General features: G+C 64.1%; 20 protein-coding genes, 1 tRNA gene and 1 pseudogene. 15 read left to right on the forward strand and 7 right to left on the reverse strand.

The genetic code is table 11. The annotated features are described in order from the left end of the window. The first annotated feature begins 13 nt into the window (after positions 1-13). The 6 genes from ribBA (at position 14) to PQU89_RS04610 (ending at position 5,403) form a co-directional block, all read left to right on the forward strand. Positions 14-1,183 carry a bifunctional 3,4-dihydroxy-2-butanone-4-phosphate synthase/GTP cyclohydrolase II gene (ribBA, locus tag PQU89_RS04585; protein WP_272764815.1) on the forward strand — a complete coding sequence of 390 codons (1,170 nt, stop codon included), beginning with the start codon at positions 14-16 and terminating at the stop codon, positions 1,181-1,183. 45 nt (positions 1,184-1,228) lie between these two features. Beyond that, entirely contained in the window at positions 1,229-1,696 is a 468-nt protein-coding gene (gene ribH, locus PQU89_RS04590) for a 6,7-dimethyl-8-ribityllumazine synthase (protein ID WP_047965375.1), read from the forward strand. Between the two features lie 34 nt (positions 1,697-1,730). Further along, positions 1,731-2,180 carry a transcription antitermination factor NusB gene (nusB, locus tag PQU89_RS04595; RefSeq protein ID WP_189352676.1) on the forward strand — a complete coding sequence of 150 codons (450 nt, stop codon included), beginning with the start codon at positions 1,731-1,733 and terminating at the stop codon, positions 2,178-2,180. Between the two features lie 56 nt (positions 2,181-2,236). Continuing rightward, positions 2,237-3,178 (forward strand): thiamine-phosphate kinase, encoded by a 942-nt coding sequence (gene thiL, locus PQU89_RS04600; protein WP_272764816.1) that lies wholly within the window; start codon positions 2,237-2,239, stop codon positions 3,176-3,178. Beyond that, on the forward strand, positions 3,162-3,653 hold the full coding sequence (locus PQU89_RS04605; RefSeq protein ID WP_272764817.1) for a phosphatidylglycerophosphatase A family protein: 492 nt from the start codon (positions 3,162-3,164) through the stop codon (positions 3,651-3,653). The genes thiL and PQU89_RS04605 overlap by 17 nt, the downstream gene beginning before the upstream one ends. 61 nt (positions 3,654-3,714) lie before the next feature. Beyond that, positions 3,715-5,403: a sensor domain-containing protein gene (locus tag PQU89_RS04610; RefSeq protein WP_272764818.1), complete on the forward strand. Its 1,689-nt coding sequence runs from the start codon at positions 3,715-3,717 to the stop codon at positions 5,401-5,403. A gap of 86 nt (positions 5,404-5,489) precedes the next feature. Here PQU89_RS04610 and PQU89_RS04615 read toward each other — a convergent pair whose 3' ends face one another. The 3 genes from PQU89_RS04615 to PQU89_RS04625 all read right to left on the reverse strand — a co-directional run bounded on the left by PQU89_RS04615 (position 5,490) and on the right by PQU89_RS04625 (position 8,774). After that, positions 5,490-6,815, reverse strand: a complete 1,326-nt coding sequence (locus PQU89_RS04615) for a DEAD/DEAH box helicase (RefSeq protein ID WP_272764819.1) — start codon at positions 6,813-6,815, stop codon at positions 5,490-5,492. Between the two features lie 299 nt (positions 6,816-7,114). Beyond that, the gene (locus PQU89_RS04620) at positions 7,115-7,891 is read right to left on the reverse strand and encodes a hydroxypyruvate isomerase family protein (protein ID WP_272764820.1); all 777 of its coding nucleotides are present in this window, start codon (positions 7,889-7,891) and stop codon (positions 7,115-7,117) included. 1 nt (position 7,892) lies between these two features. Beyond that, positions 7,893-8,774, reverse strand: a complete 882-nt coding sequence (locus PQU89_RS04625; RefSeq protein ID WP_272764821.1) for an NAD(P)-dependent oxidoreductase — start codon at positions 8,772-8,774, stop codon at positions 7,893-7,895. Between the two features lie 240 nt (positions 8,775-9,014). Here PQU89_RS04625 and PQU89_RS04630 point away from each other — a divergent pair, with 240 nt between their 5' ends. Continuing rightward, complete coding sequence (locus tag PQU89_RS04630) at positions 9,015-9,773, forward strand: hypothetical protein (protein WP_272764822.1); 759 nt, start codon at positions 9,015-9,017, stop codon at positions 9,771-9,773. A 45-nt stretch (positions 9,774-9,818) separates the two neighbouring features. On the opposite strand, the gene PQU89_RS04635 is transcribed toward PQU89_RS04630, so the two are convergent. Together PQU89_RS04635 and gcvA are read right to left on the reverse strand one after the other, a co-directional pair. Continuing rightward, a complete protein-coding gene (locus tag PQU89_RS04635; RefSeq protein ID WP_272764823.1) occupies positions 9,819-10,619 on the reverse strand; it encodes a response regulator in 801 nt (266 codons plus the stop codon). Positions 10,620-10,693: 74 nt separating this feature from the next. After that, positions 10,694-11,581 carry a transcriptional regulator GcvA gene (gene gcvA / locus PQU89_RS04640; protein ID WP_272764824.1) on the reverse strand — a complete coding sequence of 296 codons (888 nt, stop codon included), beginning with the start codon at positions 11,579-11,581 and terminating at the stop codon, positions 10,694-10,696. A gap of 184 nt (positions 11,582-11,765) precedes the next feature. Between gcvA and acnB the strand changes: the two genes are divergently transcribed. Beyond that, positions 11,766-14,357 carry a bifunctional aconitate hydratase 2/2-methylisocitrate dehydratase gene (gene acnB, locus PQU89_RS04645; RefSeq protein WP_272764825.1) on the forward strand — a complete coding sequence of 864 codons (2,592 nt, stop codon included), beginning with the start codon at positions 11,766-11,768 and terminating at the stop codon, positions 14,355-14,357. Between the two features lie 163 nt (positions 14,358-14,520). On the opposite strand, the gene PQU89_RS04650 is transcribed toward acnB, so the two are convergent. Beyond that, positions 14,521-15,351 (reverse strand): substrate-binding periplasmic protein, encoded by an 831-nt coding sequence (locus PQU89_RS04650; RefSeq protein WP_272764826.1) that lies wholly within the window; start codon positions 15,349-15,351, stop codon positions 14,521-14,523. Positions 15,352-15,526: 175 nt separating this feature from the next. Between PQU89_RS04650 and PQU89_RS04655 the strand changes: the two genes are divergently transcribed. Beyond that, entirely contained in the window at positions 15,527-15,871 is a 345-nt protein-coding gene (locus PQU89_RS04655; protein WP_272764827.1) for a hypothetical protein, read from the forward strand. Here PQU89_RS04655 and PQU89_RS04660 read toward each other — a convergent pair. Continuing rightward, on the reverse strand, positions 15,864-17,048 hold the full coding sequence (locus tag PQU89_RS04660; protein WP_272764828.1) for a vWA domain-containing protein: 1,185 nt from the start codon (positions 17,046-17,048) through the stop codon (positions 15,864-15,866). The genes PQU89_RS04655 and PQU89_RS04660 overlap by 8 nt on opposite strands. Positions 17,049-17,137: 89 nt before the next feature. Here PQU89_RS04660 and PQU89_RS04665 point away from each other — a divergent pair, with 89 nt between their 5' ends. The 6 genes and pseudogenes from PQU89_RS04665 to PQU89_RS17145 all read left to right on the forward strand — a co-directional run bounded on the left by PQU89_RS04665 (position 17,138) and on the right by PQU89_RS17145 (position 22,396). Next, the gene (locus PQU89_RS04665; protein WP_272764829.1) at positions 17,138-18,568 is read left to right on the forward strand and encodes a coniferyl aldehyde dehydrogenase; all 1,431 of its coding nucleotides are present in this window, start codon (positions 17,138-17,140) and stop codon (positions 18,566-18,568) included. Then, positions 18,565-19,065, forward strand: a complete 501-nt coding sequence (locus tag PQU89_RS04670; protein WP_272764830.1) for a hypothetical protein — start codon at positions 18,565-18,567, stop codon at positions 19,063-19,065. Before PQU89_RS04665 ends, PQU89_RS04670 begins: the two co-directional genes overlap by 4 nt. Further along, on the forward strand, positions 19,062-20,666 hold the full coding sequence (locus PQU89_RS04675; protein ID WP_272764831.1) for a GMC family oxidoreductase: 1,605 nt from the start codon (positions 19,062-19,064) through the stop codon (positions 20,664-20,666). Before PQU89_RS04670 ends, PQU89_RS04675 begins: the two co-directional genes overlap by 4 nt. Positions 20,667-20,812: 146 nt before the next feature. Further along, positions 20,813-20,902, forward strand: a tRNA-Ser gene (locus PQU89_RS04680). Positions 20,903-21,298: 396 nt separating this feature from the next. Further along, a pseudogene (locus PQU89_RS04685) lies at positions 21,299-22,055 on the forward strand (IS5 family transposase). Between the two features lie 95 nt (positions 22,056-22,150). Continuing rightward, entirely contained in the window at positions 22,151-22,396 is a 246-nt protein-coding gene (locus tag PQU89_RS17145; RefSeq protein ID WP_373322780.1) for a phage integrase central domain-containing protein, read from the forward strand. Positions 22,397-22,571: the final 175 nt, after the last annotated feature.

The raw sequence follows: 22,571 nt of genomic DNA on the forward strand, positions 1-22,571 counted from the left end.
AAGCTGCCCGCGCATGAATGCAGTTACGCAGCAAGTCTGGCACGCACGGCGTGCGGGAGAACACAGCATGAGCATTTCCCCGGTTCAAGAAATTATCGCCGACATCAAGGCCGGCAAGATGGTGGTCCTGATGGACGCCGAAGACCGCGAAAACGAGGGCGACCTGGTGATGGCCGCCGAACACGTGACGCCGGAGGCGATCAACTTCATGGCCAAGTTCGGCCGTGGCCTGATCTGCCTGACGCTGACCGAAGAGCGCTGCAAGCAGCTGAACCTGCCGATGATGGCGACCAACAACGGCACCAGCTTCGGCACCAACTTCACCGTATCGATCGAAGCCGCCGAGGGCGTCACCACCGGCATCTCCGCCGCCGACCGCGCCCACACCACGCTGGTGGCGGTAGCGCGTGACGCGCGGCCGACCGACATCGTGCAACCCGGCCACGTGTTCCCGCTGAAGGCGCAGAAGGGCGGCGTACTGGTGCGTGCCGGCCATACCGAAGCCGGTTGCGACCTGTCACGCCTGGCCGGGCTGGAGCCGGCGTCGGTGATCTGCGAGATCATGAACGACGACGGCACCATGGCACGCCTGCCGGAACTGCTGGAATTCGCCAAGGAGCACGGCCTCAAGGTCGGCACCATCGCCGACCTGATCCACTACCGCAGCCGTACCGAGTGCTTTGTCGAGGAAGTCGGCCAGCGGCTGGCGGAAACGCCGTTCGGCGCCTTCCAGCTGCACGTGTTCCAGGACGTGCTGACCCGCGCCACCCATCTGGCGCTGGTTTGCGGCCAACCACACGCCGACCGGGAAACGCTGGTGCGCGTGCACGAGCCGCTGTCGGTGATGGACCTGCTCGACCCGATGGGCGGCCAGCACAGCTGGACCATCCCCAACGCGCTGGAAGAAATCGCGGAAAAAGGCTGCGGCGTGGTGATCCTGCTGCACCGTCCGGAATCCGGCGCCGACATTCTGGCGCGCGCGCTACCGGAACAGGCGGAGAGCACCGTCCGCCAGCGCTGGGACAGCAAGACCTTCGGCATCGGCGCGCAGATGCTGCGCGCGCTGGGCGTGGGCAAGATGAAGTTGATGGCATCGCCGATCAACCTGCCGTCGATGGCCGGTTTCGGGCTGGAGGTCACCGGCTTTGTCCAACCTGAACACGTGCACGTCGATTTGGATTAAAATACGCCCCTTTTCGTGATTGGCTTTCGCCGCAAGGAGAACCGGATGCTGGACCAAGTAAACCGTATTGCCCCCGACCTGTCTGCCAACGGCCTGAAAATCGGCGTCGTCATGGGCCGTTTCAACGACGTGGTATGCCATGGTCTGCGCGATGCGTGCTTGTCCGAGCTGGTGGCACTGGGCGTGAACCCGGCCGACATCACCCTGGCCACGGTGCCGGGTGCGTTGGAAGCACCGCTGGTACTGCAAACCATGGCCAAGTCCGGCCGCTTTGACGCGCTGATCGCACTGGGCGCGGTGATCCGCGGCGAGACCTATCACTTCGAGCTGGTATCCAACGAATCCGGCGCGGGCGTCACCCGTGTCGGTCTCGATTTCGACATCCCGATCGCCAATGCCATTCTGACCACCGAAACCGACGAGCAAGCCGAAGTGCGCATGTCGGTGAAGGGGCGTGAAGCCGCGCAAGTGGCGGTCGAAATGGTCAATCTGCACAAGACCCTGCGTGGCTGAGCCGCGCCTGTTCTTTAAATAAAGGAAGCCGTACATGAAAACCGCACGCCGCCGTGCCCGCGAATACGCTGTCCAGGGCATTTACGAGTGGCAGCTGAATGCTGACCGTCCCGCGTCGCTGATCGAAAAACACCTGCGCGAGAACGATTACTTCGTCAAGGCCGACGAAGCGCTGTTCCGTGAAATCCTGTTCGGCGTCCTGCGCGACGTGGCCGATCTGTCCAAACGTCTGCAGCCGTACTACGACCGCGACGAGCAGGAAGTCAGCCCGGTCGAGCGCGCCATCATGCTGATGGCGGCCTTCGAGCTGTGCTCGCACCCGCAAACACCGTATCCGGTGATCATCAACGAAGCCATCGAGATCGCCAAGACCTTCGGTGGCACCGACGGTCACAAGTTCGTCAACGGTGTGCTGGACAAGTTTGCCGCCGACGTGCGCGCCGACGAAGTGCAGGCCATCCGCAGCCGTCGTCAGGGTGCCTGAGCGCTGCTTGCTTCCATGCCACACCCGCCACGGCGGGTGTTTTTATTTGTCACGCCATGAATGAATTCGAACTGATCCGCCGTCACTTCACCCAGGCCGCACCGGACGCCGTGCTCGGCGTCGGCGACGATGCCGCCATCGTGCGCCCCAGTCCCGGCCACGACCTGCACGTGTCGGTGGACATGCTGGTGGCCGGGCGCCACTTCTTCCCCGATGTCGACCCCGAGGCGCTGGGCCACAAGACGCTGGCTGTCAACCTGTCCGACATGGCGGCGATGGGTGCCACGCCTCGCTGGGCGGTGCTGGCGCTGGCACTGCCGCAACTGGACGGCGCCTGGGTGGAAGCCTTCGCGCGCGGCTTTTTCGGGCTGGCGGCGCAGCACGGCGTCAGCATCATCGGCGGCGACACTACCCGTGGCCCGCTGACACTGTCGGTGACCATCTTCGGCGAAACGCCGCACGGGCAGGCGCTGCGTCGTGACGCGGCCCAGACCGGCGACGACATCTGGGTGTCCGGCGAACTGGGGTTGGCCGCGGCCGCGTTACAGCAACGCCTCGGTCGCCTGAACCTCGCGCTGCCGCCCGAATGCCAGCGGCAGCTGGAATGGCCGCAGCCACGGGTGGCGCTGGGCCGGGCCTTGCTCGGTATCACCCACGCGGCACTGGATATTTCCGACGGCTTTGCCGCCGACCTGCACCACATTCTCGACCGCTCCACCTGCGGCGCCGAGGTCTGGCTGGACGCCTTGCCGACCCATCCGGTCCTGCATAGTGCCCGTGCGCAACTGCTGTCCTGCATCGCCGCCGGTGGTGACGATTACGAGCTGTGCTTCACCGCCAGCCCGGCTCGGGCAGCCGAAGTCGAGGCGGCAGCACAGCAGGCCGGCGTGGCGGTAAGCAAGGTTGGCCGCATCGTGGCCACGCCGGGATTACGGCTGCTGGACCGGCACGGCACCGCCGTGACACTGGAAAGACTGGGCTATGACCACTTCGCGTAAACCGGATCGCGTCTTTTTGCTGGCGCGCCCGGCGCACTTCCTGGCGCTGGGCTTTGGCAGCGGCCTGATCACGCCGGCGCCCGGCACCTGGGGCACGCTGGCGGCCTTGCCGCTGGCCGCGCTCTTGCTGTGGCTGGGCGTCAGCGGCGGGGCGCTGGCACTACTGACGCTGCCACTGTTCCTGCTTGGCATCTGGCTGTGCGACGTCACCGGCCGCGCGCTGGGGGTGGCCGATTCCGGACACATCGTGTGGGACGAGATCGTGGCGATGCTGCTGGTACTGGCGCTGGTGCCGGCCACGCCGCTGTGGTGGCTGCTGGCTTTTGCCGCCTTCCGCCTGTTCGACATCGTCAAGCCGTGGCCGATTCGCTGGCTGGACCGCCACGTGCATGGCGGCTTCGGCGTGATGCTGGACGACGCCGTCGCCGCACTGTTTGCAACACTATTGTTACGACTATTGCAGCCGCTGCTATAGAAGTCTTGTTACCACTATGACATATCCGTAATATGCCAAAACTTTTTCCCGGGTTACGGATATGCAGAACGTGCTTGATGATGGCCTGCTGACGCTACTGCACAGCGCGGTAGCACCCTGGCTGGTACTCGATGCGCAACAGCGGCTGCGCGCCTGCAATCCCGCGGCTGGGCAATTACTGGGCGAGACGGCCAGCGTCGGCACGGTGCTGCCGCTTGCCCGCGCCGGCGAGTGGCAGGGCGTACCACTGCCGGCAGAGATGCTGCCCTGCCAGCTGGCCTCGCGCCTGTTCGGCCTACTGCCCGGCCCGCAGGCGAACGCGCTGACCGCCTACCGGTTGGTGCCGCTGCAAGACTGGCACGAGCAGGAGCAGAAGCGCCGCCAGCGCGAACACTATCTGCAGATTCTCTCCGATCTGGCCGCCTCCAGCGAAAAAGACCGCCTGCACCGGCTGGACAGCGCGCTGGCCGCCGGCGCGGCGGCGCTGGGTATGGAGATTGCCTTTGTCGCTCAGCGCAAGGGCGCGCAGCTGGAAATCGTTGCCTGTCACGCCGGCGACGATCTGAGCCGCGGCAAGTCCCTGCCGCTGGACCTGACCTATTGCGAACGCACGCTGCAGAACGGCCAGCTGCTGTGTCTGCCCGACGTGCTGGAAACAGCGCTGGCCGACAGTGCCTGCTACCGCGAATTCCGCTTCCGCGCCTACATCGGCATACCGCTGCTGGTACAGGGGCAGATTTTTGGCACGCTCGCCTTCTGCGCCAGCGCGCCGCGCGCACCGTTTTCCAGCGCCGACACCGAGTTCGTGCAGCACCTGGCGCGCTGGACGGCGGTCGTAGTGGAACGCAAGCTGGCCGCCGACGAGGCGATGCAGACCCAGCAAGCGATGGAAGAACAGTTAGGGTGGCTGCGGCTGGCAGGGCAGGTGGCCCGCCTCGGACACTGGAGCTACGCACCGCAGGATGGGCAGGTGTCGCTGTCGCAAGAGGCCTGCCGCCTGCTAGCCGTCGCGCCGCGCCCGCTGCTGCCGCTGGTGGAGGTGGAGCGCCGGATGCTGGTGCAGGATCGCCAGCGTTGGCGCGACGCGCTACAGCACAGCCTTCAGCAACGCACACCGCTGGCAGTGGAAGTGCGCCTGCGCCACGGCGACAGTGGCTACGGCTGGCTGGCACTGCGCGCGCAGGTGGTGGAACGCGACGGCGAACCACTGCTGTTTGGCGTGCTGATGGACGTCACCGACGCCAAGGAGTCGCAGCAGCTGATCCAGTACCAGGCCTCGCACGATGCGCTGACCGGCTGCATCAATCGCACCCTGTTGTTCGACCGCCTGGGGCAGGAGATCCGTCGCGCGGAACGGCTGCATCAGCAGTTTGCGGTGATGTTCGTCGATCTGGATCGCTTCAAGCAGGTCAACGACCGCTACGGTCACGCCGCCGGCGACAAGGTGTTGCAGACCGTGGCCGACCGGCTGATGGCCCTGCTGCGCCGTTCCGATACGGTGGCGCGGGTCGGTGGCGACGAATTCGTGCTGCTGATTCCGCAGGTCAGCGACGAGCTGACCCTGGCAACGCTGGCACGCAAGGTGGAGATGGCCATCGACCGACCGGTGCGCGACGAGGGCGCGCTGTATCGCGTCTCTGCCAGTATCGGCGTGGCGCTGTACCCGGAGGATGGCGACGAGCCGGAACTACTGCTGCGCGCCGCCGACCGCAAGATGTACTCCGACAAGTCGCACGCCGCGCGCCACTGAGCCGGCAGCGCCAATCTAGGGCGACCAGGGTTGGCCGCAAGCAAAAAAAATCCCCGATGCAGGCATCGGGGATTTTTCATTTTGGCTTATTCAGCGCGTGGGGCACGGCTACCGCTGTAGCTGCTGCCGCCGCCACTGCCGCTGCGGCGTGGACCGCTGCTGCTGCGACCGGCGTAACCGCCACCGCTACCCGGCTTGCGATCGCCGTAGCCACCGCCATTGCCGCGACGCGGGCCGTTGTTACGGGCACCAGCCGGACGGCCTTTTGGCGGACGACGGGTCGGTTCCAGACCAGGAATCACGGCTTCGGTCAGCGAGCGCTTAATGTACTGCTCGATACGGCGCACGCGGTGGAATTCGCGCGACTCGGCGATGGTGATCGCCACGCCGCTACGGCCGGCACGACCGGTACGGCCGATACGGTGCACGTAGTCTTCCGCCTGTTTTGGCAGGTCGTAGTTCACCACCAGGCCGATGGCTGGCACGTCGATACCGCGGGCGGCCACGTCGGTGGCAACCAGGATCTTGATGCGACCGCGACGCAGGTCGTTCAGGGTACGGTTACGCCAGTTCTGCGGCATGTCGCCGTGCAGGCAGGCAGCGGAGTAGCCCATATCCGACAGCTTGTCGGCGATTTCTTCGGAACCGATCTTGGTGGCGCTGAACACGACTGCCTGTTCGAAATCGGATTCTTTCAGGATGGCGTCCAGCAGACGGGCCTTGTGGGCATTGTCGTCGGCGTAGAGCAGGTGTTCTTCGATGCTGCCGCCGTCTTCCTTGCGGGCAATCTCGATGCGCTGTGGCGAGCGGGTCATTTTCTCTGCCATGCGGCCAACGGTGCCGTCCAGCGTGGCGGAGAACAGTAGGGTCTGGCGTTCGGCCGGGGTGGCGGCAACGATGGTTTCGATGTCTTCGATGAAGCCCATGTCCAGCATGCGGTCGGCTTCGTCCAGAATCAGCATTTCCAGACGGGAGAAGTCAACACGGCCGGAGCGCATGTGGTCCATCAGGCGGCCTGGAGTGGCGACGATGATGTCGACCGGGCGCGACAGGGCGCGGGTCTGGAAGCCGAACGAAGCGCCGCCAACCAGCGTCACGGTGCGCAACCAGCGCAGGTGCTCACCGTAAACCTGGGCGTTCTTTTCTACCTGGGATGCCAGTTCGCGGGTCGGGGTCAGCACCAGAACGCGCGGGCCATTGCCGGAGCCTTTGGAGCGCTCGCCCATTTTGGTCAGGGCTGGCAGCAGGAAGGCGGCGGTCTTGCCGCTACCGGTTTGTGCCGATACCAGCAGGTCCTTGCCCAGCAGGGCGGCAGGAATGGCTTCAGCCTGAACGTCGGTCGGGCTTTCGTAGCCGGATTTGGTCAGTGCTTGAACGATAGGTTCTGGAAGTCCGAGATCGGAGAAATGCATGGTGATCCTTTCAGTCCGGCTTATGGCCGGTGCGTTAGCCCGCTAAGGGTTACAGGTCATCGAACCAACCTGACAAAGCGGCGAACTGCAGTCCGAACGGAAAGGACGAGGCGAGAAACGAAGCCAAAAACGGTCAGATACGATGAAATCGTGGAAGCTGGCGGCGCGGGTGTTTCCGCTCAGCAAATCAGGAAAGGGCGCATTCTATGGAAATTAATTACGCTTGGCAAGCGTTTTCTGCGAACAACAGCGGCAAGTAGCTGATTTTTAATTGTGCTGCGCCGCAACAAACGAAAAAATCAGCACCGGGAAGCCAGCCAGGACAGGCTATCCGCCGTGCTGGTGGCCGGTTTGTATTCGGCGGCGCACCATCCGGTATAGCCAAGCTCGTCCAGCAAGGCAAAGATTTGCGCCAGCGGCAGCTCGCCCGTGCCAGGCTCGTGGCGTCCGGGACAGTCGGCAAACTGGATATGGCTGGTCTGCGGCAGGTACTGCACCAGAGTGCCGGCCAGGTCCAGCCGCATCCGCGCCAGATGGTAGAAGTCCAGCTGCATGCTGACATTGGGGTGTGCCGTCTCGGCCAGTACGGCGGCCAGCTCGACCGGCGTGCTCACCACAAAACCGGGCATATCGAGAGTGTTGATCGCTTCGCAGGTGACGCGAATACCGTGCGCCGCCAGTCGCTCGCCAGCCAGAGCCAGGTTGGCCGCAAGGGTCTGCCGTGTCAGCGCCGCGTCCTGTTGCACATCGAAGCGACCAGCCAGCACATTGACCATCTGCACGCCCAGCACCTGCGCGTAGTGTTCGCCCTCGGCCAGCGCCACCCGGAATTGCGCGGTGCGCGCCGGGTGGCTGGCCAGACCGCAGCCGCCGGCCATCAGGTCACCGGCCGGCAGATTGATCAGGATGATGTCGACCGCGGCCGCGGCCGCCGCGTCACGCAGCAGTGTCGCCGGATAGTCGTAGGGAAACTGGATCTCGACGGCGTCAAAACCGGCGGCCGCGGCAGCGGCGAAACGTGCCGGTAACGGCAGCTCGGTAAACAGCAGCGACAGGTTAGCGGCAAAACGCGGCATCTCAGCGCTCCTCGCTATCGGGCAGATAACAAGCAATCACCGTGCTCAGGTCCTGTTCGGCGTAGCCGGCCGCGGCATGACCGGCCATCATCCCGGCCGCGAGGCTGGCCAGCGGCAGCGCTGCACCATGCTCGGCCGCCAGCTGGCGGGCATTGCCGAGGTCCTTGAGCAGGGTGGTCACCTTCCATTGCAGCGGCAGATACTGACGCTGCGCCATGCGTGGCGCCAGTATCTGGAACGGCAGCGAGTCGGCAAAGCCGCCGGCCAGCGCCGCCGGCAACAGGCTGGCGTCGATACCGGCCGCCTCAGCCAGCTGTACCGTTTCGGCGATCAGCATCGCATTGCTGGCCACAATCAGCTGGTTGCAGATCTTGGCGACTTGTCCGGCGCCATGGCTACCGATGTGGCTCAGCCGTTGCGACAGGCAGCCGGCAATAGGCTGCAAACGGGCAATATCCGGCGCCAAGCCACCGGCCATGATCACCAGCGTGCCGTTTTCCGCGCCGCGCACGCCACCGGACACCGGCGCATCGACCCAGGCGGCGCCGTGCTCGGCCGCCTGCTGCGCCAGTTGCCGGGTCAGCGCCGGCGACGTACTGGAGAAGTCGATCAGCAACTGGCCGGGACGCAGCCGCGCACGGATGCCGTCTTCCGCCTGCCACACTGCCTGCACCGCCTCGTCATTGGCCAGGCAAAGCATGATGATGTCGCTGCCGAGGACCAGCTCGCCAAGGTTGGCCGCAACCATGGCACCCGCGGCACGCAGGCTGTCGGCCTTGGCGACGGAGCGGTTCCATACCGTCAGCGGATGCCCGGCTGCCAGCAGGCGCCGGCACATCGGCACCCCCATCAACCCCAATCCGACAAAGCCCAGAGTTGTCATCGCTTGCTCCCTGAATCCGGCGTCCGCCACGCGAAAAAAAGCCGGCACGAGGCCGGCCACAAAGCACTTTGTAAAACAAGGGAAGGATGCTTGCACAACCAGTGTGCAGGCGTCCGCGCCTAGCATTGCAAGCAACTTTCAGCGCGATATCGAGCTTACCCGCTTTCAGATGACATCACAATGCAGGTTCGTGGCGGCGCGGCTTTCCGCTACAATCGCGCCTTTTTCCGGAGCCATCCCGTGTCAGTCCCGTTCCATCCTGTTCGTTATGCTGCCAGCCGGCCATGGGCCAAGCGGGTGGCGCACCTGTTTGAACATGGCGGCAAGACCGCCGTCGCCGACTGCGACGCCTTGCTGCGCCGCACGCTGCAGGCGGCCCCCGGTGGTGTGGGGATGGGTGCGACACGCCAGGAGGCCGAGGGACTGCTGGCCCAGGCGTATGGCCACTTCGTTCGCCACGGCCGCCAGCTGCTGCTGTGCGACGCGGCACTGGGCGCCGCACTGGCGGCGACACACCCGCCCAAGGCGCTGCCGGCGACGCCAACCCTACCGCTGGCGGCGTGCTTCATCGCGCTACCCGATAACTGCGGCGCCTATGTACACAGTGACGAGGAGGGCGCCTGGCAGGTACTGATGCTGGCCGCCGGCTTTGCGCAAGGAAACAGCGGCTGGTGGCAGCAGAATGCCGAGGTGCTGGCGCTGACCTTGCGCGGCGGTGACAGCCTGCAGTTGCCGGACATCCCAGCGGTGCAGCCTTGGCGCGCGGCACTGCTGAGCCTGTTCAACCACCTGGCCCTATTGGCGCAGCCACGCTGCCTGTTGACCGCAGCCAGCAGCCCCGCGGAGCAGGCCGAGGCCTTGCGCCGAGGCAAGCTGCCGGTGCGCCGGCTATCGTGGGAGGGCGATTTGGTGCAGTCCGAAGCCTTCGACAAGGAAGGATACTGGCGGCGTCAGACCACCGGTGCCGCAGAACGCCTGGTGTGGGTGCCGCCACGCTGAGCCCGGCACCCGCACCGGCATGCCGGCGGGGCGGGGCCATTGCCGTTACAGGAACTGGCTGATCAGGCTTTTCAGAGTGCCGATGTCGAACGGCTTGTCGCAGATGGCGGACACGCCGGCTTCTTCGACTGCGGCCAACCTTTGCTCGTCCTGTTCGCCGGACACCATCAGGATCGGCACCGAAACCAGCTGGCTGCTGGTGCGGATATGCTCGATCAGCTCGCGGCCATCCATCTCCGGCATGTTGTAGTCGGTGATGATCAGGTCGAAGTAATTGCCGGCCGCCAGCAGACCGACCGCACTGCGGCCGTTGTCGGCCTCGGTGATCTCGCAAAAACCGAAGCGTTCCAGCACGCTGCGCATGAAGCTGCGCGATACGGTGCTGTCGTCGACCAGCAGGATCTTCTTCGCGTACAGGTCCAGCGACTCCAGTTCGTTGCGGGTGTCTTCGACATTGAGGTAATCGAGCGAGCTGCTGATCGCCTTGTCCAGCTGCGCCGGGGTAAACGGCTTGGGCAGAATCGCCATCGCGCCGGCCTGGCGGATCGCATCCAGCTGTTGCGGCCGCGTTTCGCTGGAAACCAGCACGAACGGCATCTCGCGCACCCGCTCGTCGCCGCGCATCGCCATCACCAGCTCGGCACCGGTCATGTCCGGCAAGTACATCGCGCCGATTACGATGTCCGGCAATGGCGGCAGATGGATGCGCGCCAGCGCCTCGGCGCCACTTTCGACGCGATCGACCCGCTCGATGCCCAGTTCCTGCAGATGATGCTGGATGATCTGTCCTTGCGCCCGTGAAGGCTCCACCAGACAGACCGTCAGGTGACACATGTCGAAAAGCATAGTCGGTACCCGTTACACAGTGTGCCCCAGCATAGACGACCGCCGCCGGTGGCTGTCAATTGGTAATCCGCACATTATTGATGCATGACAGCCTGCTGCTCCAGCCACTGGCAGAAGGCATTGATGGCGGTATCGTCGATCGCGGCACGCGGTGCAATCCAGCAGTAATCCCGCACCGGCACAATCGGCAGCGACAGCGGTGCCACCAGCCGGCCGGCGTCGATTTCGCGCTGCGCCATCGGCAGCGGCCCCAGCACCACACCCAGCCCGTCCAGCGCCGCCTGCAGCGCCAGGGAAAAACGGTCGAAATGCAGCCGGCTGGCCGGTTTCAGCTCGGGCACCGCCGCCAGGGTCAGCCAGCGCTGCCAAGCCGTTGGCCGCGTGTCGGCGTACAGCAAGGTGTGCTGCGCCAGGTCGGCCGGGCTGGTGAGCGGTATCTTTTTCAATAGTGCGGGATGGCACAGCGGCAGCTCCCACTCTTCCAGGAACGGCTTGGCGAGGTGGCCGGGCCAGTCGCCGGGGCCGCGGCGGATGGCGATGTCGAACGGCGTGTCCAACCGGCTGATGTCGCGATCGGAAGTAACGATATGCAGGTCGATGTCCGGATGGCGGTCACGGAAATCGGCCAGTCGCGGCAGCAGCCAGTACATGGCAAAGGTCGGCGTCGAGTTGATCGACAGGCGGCGCTGGCGGTCCGGCTGCAACAGCTGCGAAGTGGCGTTGGCGATCAGGTCCAAGCCGTCCTGCACCTGCACCAGATAGCGCCAGCCGGTGTCGGTCAGCTTGACGCGGCCGCCGGTGCGCTCGAACAGCTGTACCCCCAGCCAGTCTTCCAGCTGCTTGATCTGCTTGCTCACAGCGCCATGGGTGACATGCAGTTCGTTGGCTGCGGCAGAAAAGCTTTCCAGCCTTGCTGCCGTCTCGAAAATACGCAATCCGTTAAGGGGAGGGTAGGCATTCATGGTGTGATTATATCTCACAGGCAATGTTGCGATTACTCGTTTGTGCTCACCCGAGGAACGGCGTAATCTTTCACCATCCCGACCGGCTGTCATTGTCACGATGCGGCCGGGTGGTTGCCGGCAGACATTCACCCGCTGTCGACAGACTAACTTGCACATAACCCCAGCAAAAAGGTCCCAAGCCATGCTAGAAGCTTACCGCCAACATGTCGCAGAACGCGCCGCACTGGGCATTCCACCACTGCCGCTGACCGCCAAACAAGTCGAAGAACTGGTTGAACTGCTGAAGAACCCGCCAGCAGGCGAAGAAGAGACACTGGTCGAGCTGATCACTCACCGCGTGCCGCCTGGTGTCGACGACGCCGCCAAGGTTAAAGCTTCGTTCCTGGCCGCCGTCGCCGAAGGCAGCGTGAAGTCGCCGCTGGTTTCGCGCGAAACCGCGACCAAACTGCTGGGCACCATGCTGGGCGGTTACAACGTCAAGCCGATGATCGACCTGCTGGGCGACGCTCAGGTTGGCGCCATCGCCGCCGAAGGCCTGAAAAAGACCCTGCTGGTATTCGACTTCTTCCACGACGTGCAAGTCCTGGCCGAAGGCGGCAACGCCAATGCCAAGGCCGTGCTGCAAAGCTGGGCCGATGCCGAATGGTTCACCAGCCGTCCGGAAGTGGCACAGAAAATCACCGTGACCGTGTTCAAGGTGCCAGGTGAAACCAACACCGACGACCTGTCGCCGGCACCGGATGCTTGGTCCCGCCCTGATATCCCGATGCACTACCTGGCAATGCTGAAGAATACCCGTCCGGATGCGGCGTTCACGCCGGAAGAAGACGGCAAGCGCGGCCCGATGCAGTTCATCGAAGACCTGAAGAAAAAAGGCAACCTGGTGGCCTACGTCGGCGACGTGGTCGGCACCGGTTCCTCGCGCAAATCCGCCACCAACTCGGTGGTGTGGGCCACCGGCCAAGACATCCCGTTCGTACCGAACAAGCGTTTCGGCGGCGTGACCCTCGGCGGCAAGATCGCACCGATCTTCTTCAACACCCAGGAAGACTCCGGCTCGTTGCCGATCGAAGTGGACGTGTCCAAGCTGGAAATGGGTGACGTGATCGACATCTACCCGTATGAAGGCAAGATCGAGAAAGACGGCCAGCTGGTCGAAAAATTCAGCCTGAAATCCGACGTACTGCTGGACGAAGTGCGCGCCGGCGGCCGTATCAACCTGATCATCGGTCGTGGCCTGACTGCCAAGGCGCGTGAAGCGCTGGGCCTGCCAGCCTCCACCGAATTCCGCCTGCCAAAAGACCCGGCCAATTCCGGCAAGGGCTTCTCGCTGGCACAGAAAATGGTTGGCCGCGCCTGTGGCCTGCCGGAAGGCCAGGGCGTGCGCCCGGGCACTTACTGCGAACCGAAGATGACCACCGTCGGCTCGCAGGACACCACCGGCCCGATGACCCGTGACGAGCTGAAAGACCTGGCTTGCCTCGGCTTCTCCGCTGACCTCGTGATGCAGTCGTTCTGCCATACCGCCGCCTATCCGAAGCCGGTGGACGTGAAGATGCACAAGGAGCTGCCAGCCTTTATCTCCACCCGTGGCGGCGTGGCGCTGCGTCCGGGCGACGGCGTGATCCACAGCTGGCTGAACCGCCTGCTGCTGCCGGATACCGTCGGCACCGGTGGCGACTCGCACACCCGCTTCCCGATCGGCATTTCCTTCCCGGCCGGTTCCGGTCTGGTTGCCTTTGCCGCCGCCACCGGCGTGATGCCGCTGGACATGCCGGAATCGGTGCTGGTGCGCTTCAAGGGCGAACTGCAACCGGGCGTGACCCTGCGTGACCTGGTCAACGCCATTCCGCTGTACGCAATCAAGCAGGGCCTGTTGACCGTGGCCAAGGCCGGCAAGAAGAACATCTTCTCCGGCAAGGTACTGGAGATCGAAGGCCTGCCGGATCTGAAAGTGGAACAGGCTTTCGAGCTGTCCGACGCTTCCGCCGAGCGCTCTGCCGCCGGCTGCACCGTGCACCTGAACAAGGCGCCGATCGTCGAGTACATGCAGTCCAACATCACCCTGATGAAGTACATGATCGCCGAAGGCTATCAGGACGCCCACACCCTGGAGCGCCGCATCAAGAAGATGGAAGAGTGGATCGCCAACGGCGAACTGCTGAAGGGTGATGCCGACGCCGAATACGCCGCCGTGATCGAAATCGATCTGGCCGACGTAAAAGAGCCGATCGTGGCCTGCCCGAACGATCCGGACGACGTGAAGTTCATGTCCGAAGTCGCCGGCACCCAGATCGATGAAGTGTTCATCGGCTCCTGCATGACCAACATTGGCCACTTCCGCGCCGCTTCCAAGCTGCTGGAAGGCAAGCGCGACCTGCCGGTCAAGCTGTGGGTTGCTCCGCCGACCAAGATGGATGCGCAACAGCTGACCAAGGAAGGTCACTACGGTGTGTTCGGTATGGCCGGTGCCCGCACCGAAATGCCGGGCTGCTCGCTGTGCATGGGCAACCAGGCGCAGGTGCGTGAAGGCGCGACCGTGATGTCGACCTCGACCCGTAACTTCCCGAACCGTCTGGGCAAGAACACCAACGTGTATCTCGGCTCGGCCGAACTGGCCGCGATCTGCTCCAAGCTGGGCAAGATCCCGACCGTCGAGGAGTACAAGGCCAACATCGGCATCATCAACGAGAGCGGCGCCGAGGTGTACCAGTACCTCAACTTCAACCAGATCCAGGATTACCAGGATGTGGCTGACACCGTAAAAGCCTAAGGCAGCAGCGGCCTCCGCCGCTTTGCCCGCAGCAAAAAGCCCCGCAATCGCGGGGCTTTTTTGTGGCCGGTAATTTGTGACCGGCGACTGGCGACAACTGGCAAAGGTTGGCCGCAACGGTGCCGGCTCAGAGTCGGCGCCTGTGGCCGTTCACCAGTACAGCTCAGCCGGGCCGGCGTGCAGCACTGCTCTGTGCCTGCCACACGCGAAGATACCTCTCCACCAGCGCATCCATCACCCGGTCGTCGCTGAATTTTTTCATCGCCCGCGACAGGCGTTCCGCCAGTTGCTCGTTATTGCAGGCGGAGGCCAGCGCCACGGTCAGGTACAGCTTTTCGCGACTGACCGGCACCGTGGACGCGCGCAGACCCTTGATGTTGAGGCTGGCAGCATAGGCGAGACCCGGCGCATCCTCATAGATCAGATAGTCGGCGCGCCCCAGGCTCAGCATCTGCAACGCGTTCTTGACGCTGCCGACCTGCTGCAGCTTGAGGCTGATCGCGGCAAACTGGTCGAAAGCCTGGCCGAAGCTGTTGTTGACCACGGTGATGCCCTCCTGGCCCAGCAGGTCTTCCCAGCGCTGGTATTGCAGCGGGTGCTGCTGTCGCGTCCAGATCAGGGTCTGCGTATCGCGGATCGCCGGTTGCAGGTAGCGCAGGTAGGTCAGTCGCGGCTGCGTCAGGAAGGCGCCGGCGATCAGGTCGATGCGGCCGTTGCGCGCACTCTCCTGCACCCGGCCCCACGGCCCGGCATAGCGCACCTCGATCGGAATGCCGATCTCGCGCGCCACCAGTTGCATCAGCTCGGCATTGGCGCCGATCAGCTTGCTGTCGTTTTTCGGGTCTTGCCACAGAAAGGGCGGGTACTCGGGATTGCCGGAGGCCACCAGCCGCGTACACGCCGCATTGGCAAGCGATGGCAGGCCCAGCAGCACCCCCAGCAGCAGGGCCGGCCAGCGCCGCGACTGGCATGACGAAAGGAAACCGTGCAACATGGATAGCTTTCCCTTCAGGAATATGACGTTTCCGCAAGTCTAGAGGCAGGCGCCGACGACTGGCAATAGGCTGCGATTGCAAATCGTACCGGCCAATACTGGCGCCAGCTTATAACATGAAACCATGGCCGTCGCGAAGCCGCGCCGTCCGCAATCCGTACCCGGAGTCCCCGATATGAACGACGAAGCCCTGCAACGCCTGCAAAAACTGGTTGACGGCCCGCGCGACGGCGCGCTGCTGCGCTTCGGCCTGGCCAATGAATACGCCCGTCTGGAGCAGTGGCCGCAGGCGATACGCGAGGCGAGGGCGGCGCTGGCCTTCCAGCACGACTATTCTGCGGCGTGGAAACTGCTGGGCAAGGTCTTGTTGGCCGGCGGCGAGCCGCAACAGGCGCTGCAGGCCTACCGTGACGGCATCGCGGTGGCCGAGCAGCGCGGCGACAAGCAGGCCGCAAAGGAAATGACGGTGTTTGCGCGGCGTATCGAGAAAACGTTGGCCGCAAGCGACGGTGCTAGCTGACGCTGTGGCGTAGCTGGCGCATCGCGCTGTCGATGCCTTCCACCGTCAGCGGATACATGCGCTCCTGCAACAGCTGCCGGATCAGGCCGATGGACTGGGTGTAGCCCCAGTGCGCCTGCGGCATCGGATTCAGCCACACCGCGTGCTTGAACTGCGCCAGCAGGCGGCGCAGCCACACCTCGCCGGACTCCTCGTTCATGTGCTCGACACTGCCGCCGGGGTAGACGATCTCGTACGGGCTCATGCTGGCATCGCCGACGAAGATCAGCTTGTAGTCGCTGCCAAAGGTGTGGATCAGGTCCCAGGTCGACAGCTTCTGTCCGTGGCGGCGGGCATTGTCTTGCCACACCCCTTCGTAGACGCAGTTGTGGAAGTAGTAATACTCCAGATGCTTGAACTCGCTGCGCACCGCCGAGAACAGCTCCTCGCAGGCGCGGATGTGGTCGTCCATCGAGCCGCCGACATCGAACAGCACCAGCAGCTTCACCGTATTATGCAGCTCCGGCACCATTTGCAGGTCAAGGAAACCGGCGTTGCGCGCGGTCGCGGCGATGGTGGCATCCAGATCCAGCACCTCGGCGGCGCCTTCGCGCGCGAACTGGCGCAGGCGGCGCAAGGCCACCTTGATGTTGCGCGTACCCAGCTCGACCTGGTCGTCAAAATTGCGGAACTCGCGCTGATCCCACACCTTGACCGCGCGCCGGTGGCGCGACGCCTGCTGCCCGATGCGGACACCTTCCGGGTGATAACCATAAGCACCGAACGGACTGGTACCGCCGGTGCCGATCCACTTGTTGCCGCCCTGATGCCGCTCCTTCTGCTCGGCAAGGCGCTCGCGCAGCGTCTGCATCAGCTTGTCCCAGCCCAGCGCCTCTAGCTGCCGCTTTTCCTCGTCGGAGAGGAATTTCTCCACCTGCTTGCGCAGCCAGTCTTCCGGGATCGCGGTCCGCAGGTCTTCCAGCTCCAGCGCCAGGCCATTGAAGCAGTGGCCGAACACCTGATCGAAGCGGTCGTAATACTTTTCGTCCTTGATCAGGATGGTGCGCGCCAGATAGTAGAACTCGTCGACACTGCCAAACGCCAGCTGTCGCGACAGCGCCTCCAGCAGGGTGAGGTGCTCTTTTAGCGACACCGGCAGCCCGGCCGCACGAAGGGCATTGAAGAAGGGAAGCAACATGACAATTCGCTCGTGACAAATGGAACACAACCGCATAGAGTATCAACTCTAAACAATCGTTTGACGGCAACCAGAATGGAGCTTATCACATGCAGCTTGCCGCACACACCGCCGTCACCCTTACCAATCACCTGAGCCAGTTGCGCGATGCGGCCAACCTTGTGCCGTACCCGTCGCTGGCACAGCGCCGCCAGTGGCTGGATGGCCTGGCCCGCCTGTTGCAGCAGCACCAGCACGAGCTGGCGGCCGCCATCAGCGCCGATTTCGGCCATCGCAGCGTGGTGGAAACCCGGCTGGCGGAGGTATTCCCGACGCTGGCCGGCATCCGCCACGCGCGGCGGCAGCTGGCCGCATGGCTGCGCCCGCAGCGGCGGCCGGTAGCACTGTGGTTCCAGCCCGCGCGGGCCCAGTTGCTGCCGCAGCCACTGGGCGTGGTCGGCATCATGGTGCCGTGGAATTACCCGCTGTTCCTGGCGCTGGGACCGCTGGTGGCGGCGCTGGCGGCCGGCAATCGGGCGCTGCTGAAGATGTCGGAGCTGACGCCACGCACCGGCGCGCTGCTGGCCACGCTGCTGAGCCGTTATCTCGGCGACGACGTGGTCCGTGTCGTGACTGGCGACGCCGGCGTGGCACGTGCCTTTGCCAGCCTGCCGTTCGACCATCTGCTGTTCACCGGCTCGACCAGGGTTGGCCGCGAGGTGATGCAGGCCGCGGCGGCCAACCTGGTGCCGGTGACGCTGGAGCTGGGCGGCAAGTCACCGGTGCTGATCGCTCCCGGCGCCGACCTGCAGCACGCCGCACGCCGCATCGTGGCCGGCAAACTACTGAACGCGGGGCAGACCTGCGTCGCGCCGGACTATGTGCTGGTGCCCTGCCAGCAACAGACTGCACTGATCACTGCGTTACGCGACGCGGCGACGCGCGTCTACCCGACCCTGGCCGACAACGCCGACTACAGCGCCATCATCAGCGCGCCGCACTATCAGCGCCTGCAAGCGCTGGCGGCACAGGCACAGGCGGGCGGGGCGGTGCTCACCACCATCAATCCCGCCAACGAAACGCCAGCCGTACTCGCCGCCGCCCGCAAGCTGCCGCTGACGCTGATCGAGCAGGTGCCGCCGGACAGCAGGGTGCTACAGGAGGAAATCTTCGGCCCGCTGCTACCCGTCATCGGCTACGACTCGCTGGAGCAGGCCGTCTCGCTGCTGCGGCAGCAGCCACGCCCCTTGGCGATGTATTTGTTCGATCACGACAAGGCGCGCGTCGAGCGGCTGTTGCGCGACACCATTGCCGGTGGCGTCACCGTCAACGACACCTTGTTGCACGTAGCCCAGGAGGCGCTACCGTTTGGCGGCGTCGGCGCCTCCGGCATGGGCCACTACCATGGCCACGAAGGCTTCCTGACCTTCTCCAAGCTGAAACCGGTGCTGTACCAGTCACGCCTGAGCGGCACCTGGCTGACCGCGCCGCCGTATGGCAATACCGTCAAGCTGCTGTTGCGCTGGATGATCGGCCGATGAAGCTCAGTCGACGCCAGTTACTCGGCTGCGGCCTCGCCGGCAGCGTGCTGTTAAGCGCCGGTGGCTACTGGCTGCGTCCCGCCGCGGCGCCGGGTTTCGTCGCCAGCGAGCAGGACCGGCAATGGCTGCAGCAGCTGGCCCCGGCGCTGCTGGGCGAGCGCGTCACCTGCGAGCCGGCCACCGTTGCGGCCAACGTGTTGCTGGCCATTGCCAGCCTGCCGCTACCGCTGCAGCAAGAGGTGCGCGAACTGTTCGATCTGTTGCAACAGCCGCTGGTACGGCGCTGGCTGGCCGGCATCCCCGCAGCCTGGCCGGACGCCAGCCCGCAACAGATCCGCGCGTTCCTGCAGCGCTGGCGGCACAGCCGTTTCGCCTTGCAGCGCAGCGCCTACCAGGCGCTGCACAATCTGGTGTATGCCGCCCATTACGGCGCCACCAGCCAGCAGCAGGCCATCGGCTACCGGCTGCCACCCGCCATTCAAGGATTTCTGCGATGAACAACACCTTGCCCGACCCGTGGCAGGAAGGGCTGGCCAGCGGCTGGCGGGTGCTCGATGCCAGTACGCTCGACCGCGATCTGGCGCTGGAATGCGACGTGGTCATCGTCGGCAGTGGTGCCGGTGGCGGCATCAGCGCGGAGGTGCTGAGCCAGGCCGGGCTGGACGTGGTGATCGTGGAAGAGGGCGCGCTGAAAAGCAGCCGCGATTTCCGTCTGCGCGAAAGCGATGCCTACCCGCAGCTGTACCAGGAGGCGGCCAACCGCCAGACCGCCGACAAGGGCATCACCATCCTGCAGGGGCGCACGGTCGGTGGCAGCACCACCGTCAACTGGACCAGTTCCTTCCGCACCCCGCCCGACACCCTGCGCTGGTGGCGCGAGCAGCACGGACTGCAGCCGCTGCAGGACGAGGCGCTGCATCCGTGGTTCGAACGCGCGGAACAGCGTCTCGGCATCCGTGACTGGGAAGTCTCCCCCAATGCCAACAACTCGGTACTGGCACAGGGCTGCGACAAGCTCGGCATCAAGGTTGGCCGCATCCGCCGCAATGTCAGCGGCTGCTGGAATCTGGGCTATTGCGGCACCGGCTGTCCGACCAATGCCAAGCAGTCGATGCTGGTCAGCACCCTGCCAGCCGCCCTACAGCGTGGTGCACGGCTGCTGACGCGGGTCGCGGTGACACGGGTACTGGCTGATCGGAATGGCAAGCGCGCACTGGGCATCAGCGGTGCGGCACTGGATGGCCCCGGCATTCGCCACACCGGCCGACAGGTGACCGTTCGTGCCCGCCACGTGGTACTCAGCGCCGGCGCCATCGGCACCCCGGCCATCCTGCTGCGCAGCCAGCTGCCGGATCCATACGGACTGGTCGGCAGGCGCACCGTCCTGCACCCGGTACTACTGTCCGGCGCCATCATGCCGCAGCGTATCGACGGCTATCACGGCGCGCCGCAAAGCGTGTACAGCGACCATTTTCTGCACACCCAGCCACTGGATGGGCCGCTTGGCTTCAAGCTGGAAGTGCCGCCGATTCATCCGCTGATCTTTGCCGCCACGCTGCCGGGGCTGGGAGATGAGCACGCGCGACTGATGCGGCAGTTGCCCTACCTGAATGTCACCCTGGCGCTGCTGCGCGACGGCTTCCACGCCGACAGCCAGGGCGGGCAGGTGCGGCTGCGCCGCGACGGCTCGCCGCAGCTGGACTATGTGCTGGGCGACGTGGAGTGGCAGGCCGCACGGAGGGCACTGCTGCAGATGGCGGAAATCCAGTTTGCCGCCGGCGCCCGCGCGGTGCTGCCGGTCCACGAGAACGCCGGACTGGCTCGCAGTTGGCCGCAGGCACAGCAGATGATCGCAGCGCTGCCGATGCAGCTGCTGCGCACCCGCGTGGTCAGCGCCCACGTGATGGGTGGCGCCGCGATGGCCGGCGACGAACGCCAGGGTGTGATCGACCACTTGGGGCAGCACTGGCAGGTTGCCGGGCTGAGCGTGATCGACGGCGCGATGTTCCCGACCAGCATCGGCGCCAACCCGCAACTGTCGATCTACGCACTGGCCCTGCGCGCCGCCACGACACTGGCCGCGCAGTTAGCCCGTTAGTGTTAAGCGGCGATACGCCAGCCAGGCCGGGCCTCTGCGCCACCGCCGGCAGCCCCGAGCGGCCGCCGGTGTGTGCCGGAAAAATCTTGGCAAAACGCATCGGCATCAATATAATCGCGGCCTGTTGTTGCCCTGCGCAACACAAAGGAAGCGTGGCCGAGTGGTTTAAGGCAGCGGTCTTGAAAACCGCCGAAGGTGTGAGCCTTCCGTGAGTTCGAATCTCACCGCTTCCGCCATGATTCAAAGATAAAGCCCTGAATTTTCAGGGCTTTTTTCTTTTTACTGGCCACCTGGTAGCCAAATCTGGTAGCCATTTTGTTTTGTGCGTTTTTGGTCCCAGACCCACGCTAAGTGAATCCTTGGGGCTGATCTCACTGTCCTGATTGCCGATTCAGTAGGGAAGTGCAGAGCAACCCGGCAACAGAAGTCTTCCGCGGAACTTAGCCCGGGCTAGAGGTCTTGCGGTGTTGCCATCAAGATTTTCCCCGCATAATGCTTCCCCGCTTGGTCTGGCCTCATTACCCAACACATTGGCCACGATATTTTATGCCGTTTACATGTCTCCCCTAGGGCGTGTCATCAATTCCCACCGAGTCTTGAAGAACAGGCCAAGCGTCTATAAATGATTGCCCATGAAAAGACGATACGCGCTGAGAGATGACCAATGGGAACGCATCAAGGACTTGTTGCCTGGACGGGTTGGCCACGTCGGTGTCACCGCACGTGATAACAGTCTGTTCGTGGACGCGGTGCTTTACTGCTACCGCGCCGGTATCCCCTGGCGTGATCTCCCTGCACGCTTCGGAGACTTTCGGGTCGTACATCTGCGCCACTCGCGCGGAGCAAGCGTGGCGTGTGGACCCGCCTATTTCTGGTGCTGGCGCAGGATGCAGACAACGAATACGCGATGATCGATGTCACCATCGTGCGTGCCCATCAGCGCAGTGCCGGTGCAAAAGGGGGGCTTGCGCCCAAGCCATCGGACGCCGCCGCGGCGGACTGAGCACCAAGATCCATGCCACGGTGGATGCGCTGAGCAACCCCACCGGCTTTTACCTCACGCCCGGGCAAGTCTCCGACCTGGAAGGTGCCGATGTCCTGCTCCGTGACACATCTGCCGATCTGGTGATTGCCGACAAGGCTTACGACGCGGCAGCTCGGGTGGTAGTCCCCCTCATTCGGGCCGGCAAGACGGTGGTCATTCCCTGTCTGCGGACTCGTGCCGTACAGCGTGACTATGACCGACATTTGTACAAGGCCTGCCATCTGATTGAGAACTACTTTGCCCGACTGAAGCAATACCGTGCCATCGCCACACGTTATGACAAGACAGCCATCAACTTCCTTGGGGCCATCCATCTGGCTGCCACCCTTATTTGGCTCAATTGATGACAGCCCTAGGGGAAGGGCGTTCACTGCCCTAGCAGGCTGTTAAAATACCAACAACAGGGTGCACGCCTACGCCTGCGATTCATGATCACCACCTGAAGCCTAGCCATTTTGCCGGCGTTCTGCGCCCAATCTGGCTGGACAAAAAAGAAACCGCCTCACGTGTTAAACAGCGCTGCCACGCGGTGATGGGGTCGGCATGGGCGCATGACTTTGTTTCCGGCAACCCACTAGATGTCGTGACCAAGCTACTTCCAGTTCAAAAACAAACCGTGCAACACCAACCTGCCATGCCCTGGATGACGTACTCGGCGCCACCCTGGTTGTCCGGCGCGTGCTAGTCTGCGGTTCGATCCGGCCACACCAGACACTTGGGAGGAGGTGGCTAATTCTTCTTCAACGGATCTGTAGTAGGTTTCTGTTTCAGTGCATTTGTTGCGGTTTTTCTTGGGGTGTTCAAACCGTTGCTGTCCTATGTTATTTTTGAATTTGTCGATGGTTTCCTTGGTGTTTTTT

The organism is Vogesella indigofera (assembly GCF_028548395.1).
Classification (GTDB): Bacteria; Pseudomonadota; Gammaproteobacteria; order Burkholderiales; family Chromobacteriaceae; genus Vogesella; species Vogesella indigofera_A.

Excerpts from the sequence above, each read along its gene's own strand:
- PQU89_RS04610 (WP_272764818.1), top strand. The coding sequence starts at position 3,715 with ATGCAGAACGTGCTTGATGATGGCCTGCTGACGCTACTGCACAGCGCG.
- nusB (WP_189352676.1), top strand. The coding sequence starts at position 1,731 with ATGAAAACCGCACGCCGCCGTGCCCGCGAATACGCTGTCCAGGGCATT.
- ribBA (WP_272764815.1), top strand. The coding sequence starts at position 14 with ATGAATGCAGTTACGCAGCAAGTCTGGCACGCACGGCGTGCGGGAGAA.
- PQU89_RS04620 (WP_272764820.1), bottom strand. The coding sequence starts at position 7,891 with ATGCCGCGTTTTGCCGCTAACCTGTCGCTGCTGTTTACCGAGCTGCCG.
- gcvA (WP_272764824.1), bottom strand. The coding sequence starts at position 11,581 with ATGAATGCCTACCCTCCCCTTAACGGATTGCGTATTTTCGAGACGGCA.
- PQU89_RS04615 (WP_272764819.1), bottom strand. The coding sequence starts at position 6,815 with ATGCATTTCTCCGATCTCGGACTTCCAGAACCTATCGTTCAAGCACTG.
- PQU89_RS04675 (WP_272764831.1), top strand. The coding sequence starts at position 19,062 with ATGAACAACACCTTGCCCGACCCGTGGCAGGAAGGGCTGGCCAGCGGC.
- thiL (WP_272764816.1), top strand. The coding sequence starts at position 2,237 with ATGAATGAATTCGAACTGATCCGCCGTCACTTCACCCAGGCCGCACCG.
- PQU89_RS04605 (WP_272764817.1), top strand. The coding sequence starts at position 3,162 with ATGACCACTTCGCGTAAACCGGATCGCGTCTTTTTGCTGGCGCGCCCG.
- PQU89_RS04650 (WP_272764826.1), bottom strand. The coding sequence starts at position 15,351 with ATGTTGCACGGTTTCCTTTCGTCATGCCAGTCGCGGCGCTGGCCGGCC.
- PQU89_RS04625 (WP_272764821.1), bottom strand. The coding sequence starts at position 8,774 with ATGACAACTCTGGGCTTTGTCGGATTGGGGTTGATGGGGGTGCCGATG.
- ribH (WP_047965375.1), top strand. The coding sequence starts at position 1,229 with ATGCTGGACCAAGTAAACCGTATTGCCCCCGACCTGTCTGCCAACGGC.
- PQU89_RS04670 (WP_272764830.1), top strand. The coding sequence starts at position 18,565 with ATGAAGCTCAGTCGACGCCAGTTACTCGGCTGCGGCCTCGCCGGCAGC.
- PQU89_RS04655 (WP_272764827.1), top strand. The coding sequence starts at position 15,527 with ATGAACGACGAAGCCCTGCAACGCCTGCAAAAACTGGTTGACGGCCCG.
- PQU89_RS04635 (WP_272764823.1), bottom strand. The coding sequence starts at position 10,619 with ATGCTTTTCGACATGTGTCACCTGACGGTCTGTCTGGTGGAGCCTTCA.
- PQU89_RS04665 (WP_272764829.1), top strand. The coding sequence starts at position 17,138 with ATGCAGCTTGCCGCACACACCGCCGTCACCCTTACCAATCACCTGAGC.
- PQU89_RS04660 (WP_272764828.1), bottom strand. The coding sequence starts at position 17,048 with ATGTTGCTTCCCTTCTTCAATGCCCTTCGTGCGGCCGGGCTGCCGGTG.
- acnB (WP_272764825.1), top strand. The coding sequence starts at position 11,766 with ATGCTAGAAGCTTACCGCCAACATGTCGCAGAACGCGCCGCACTGGGC.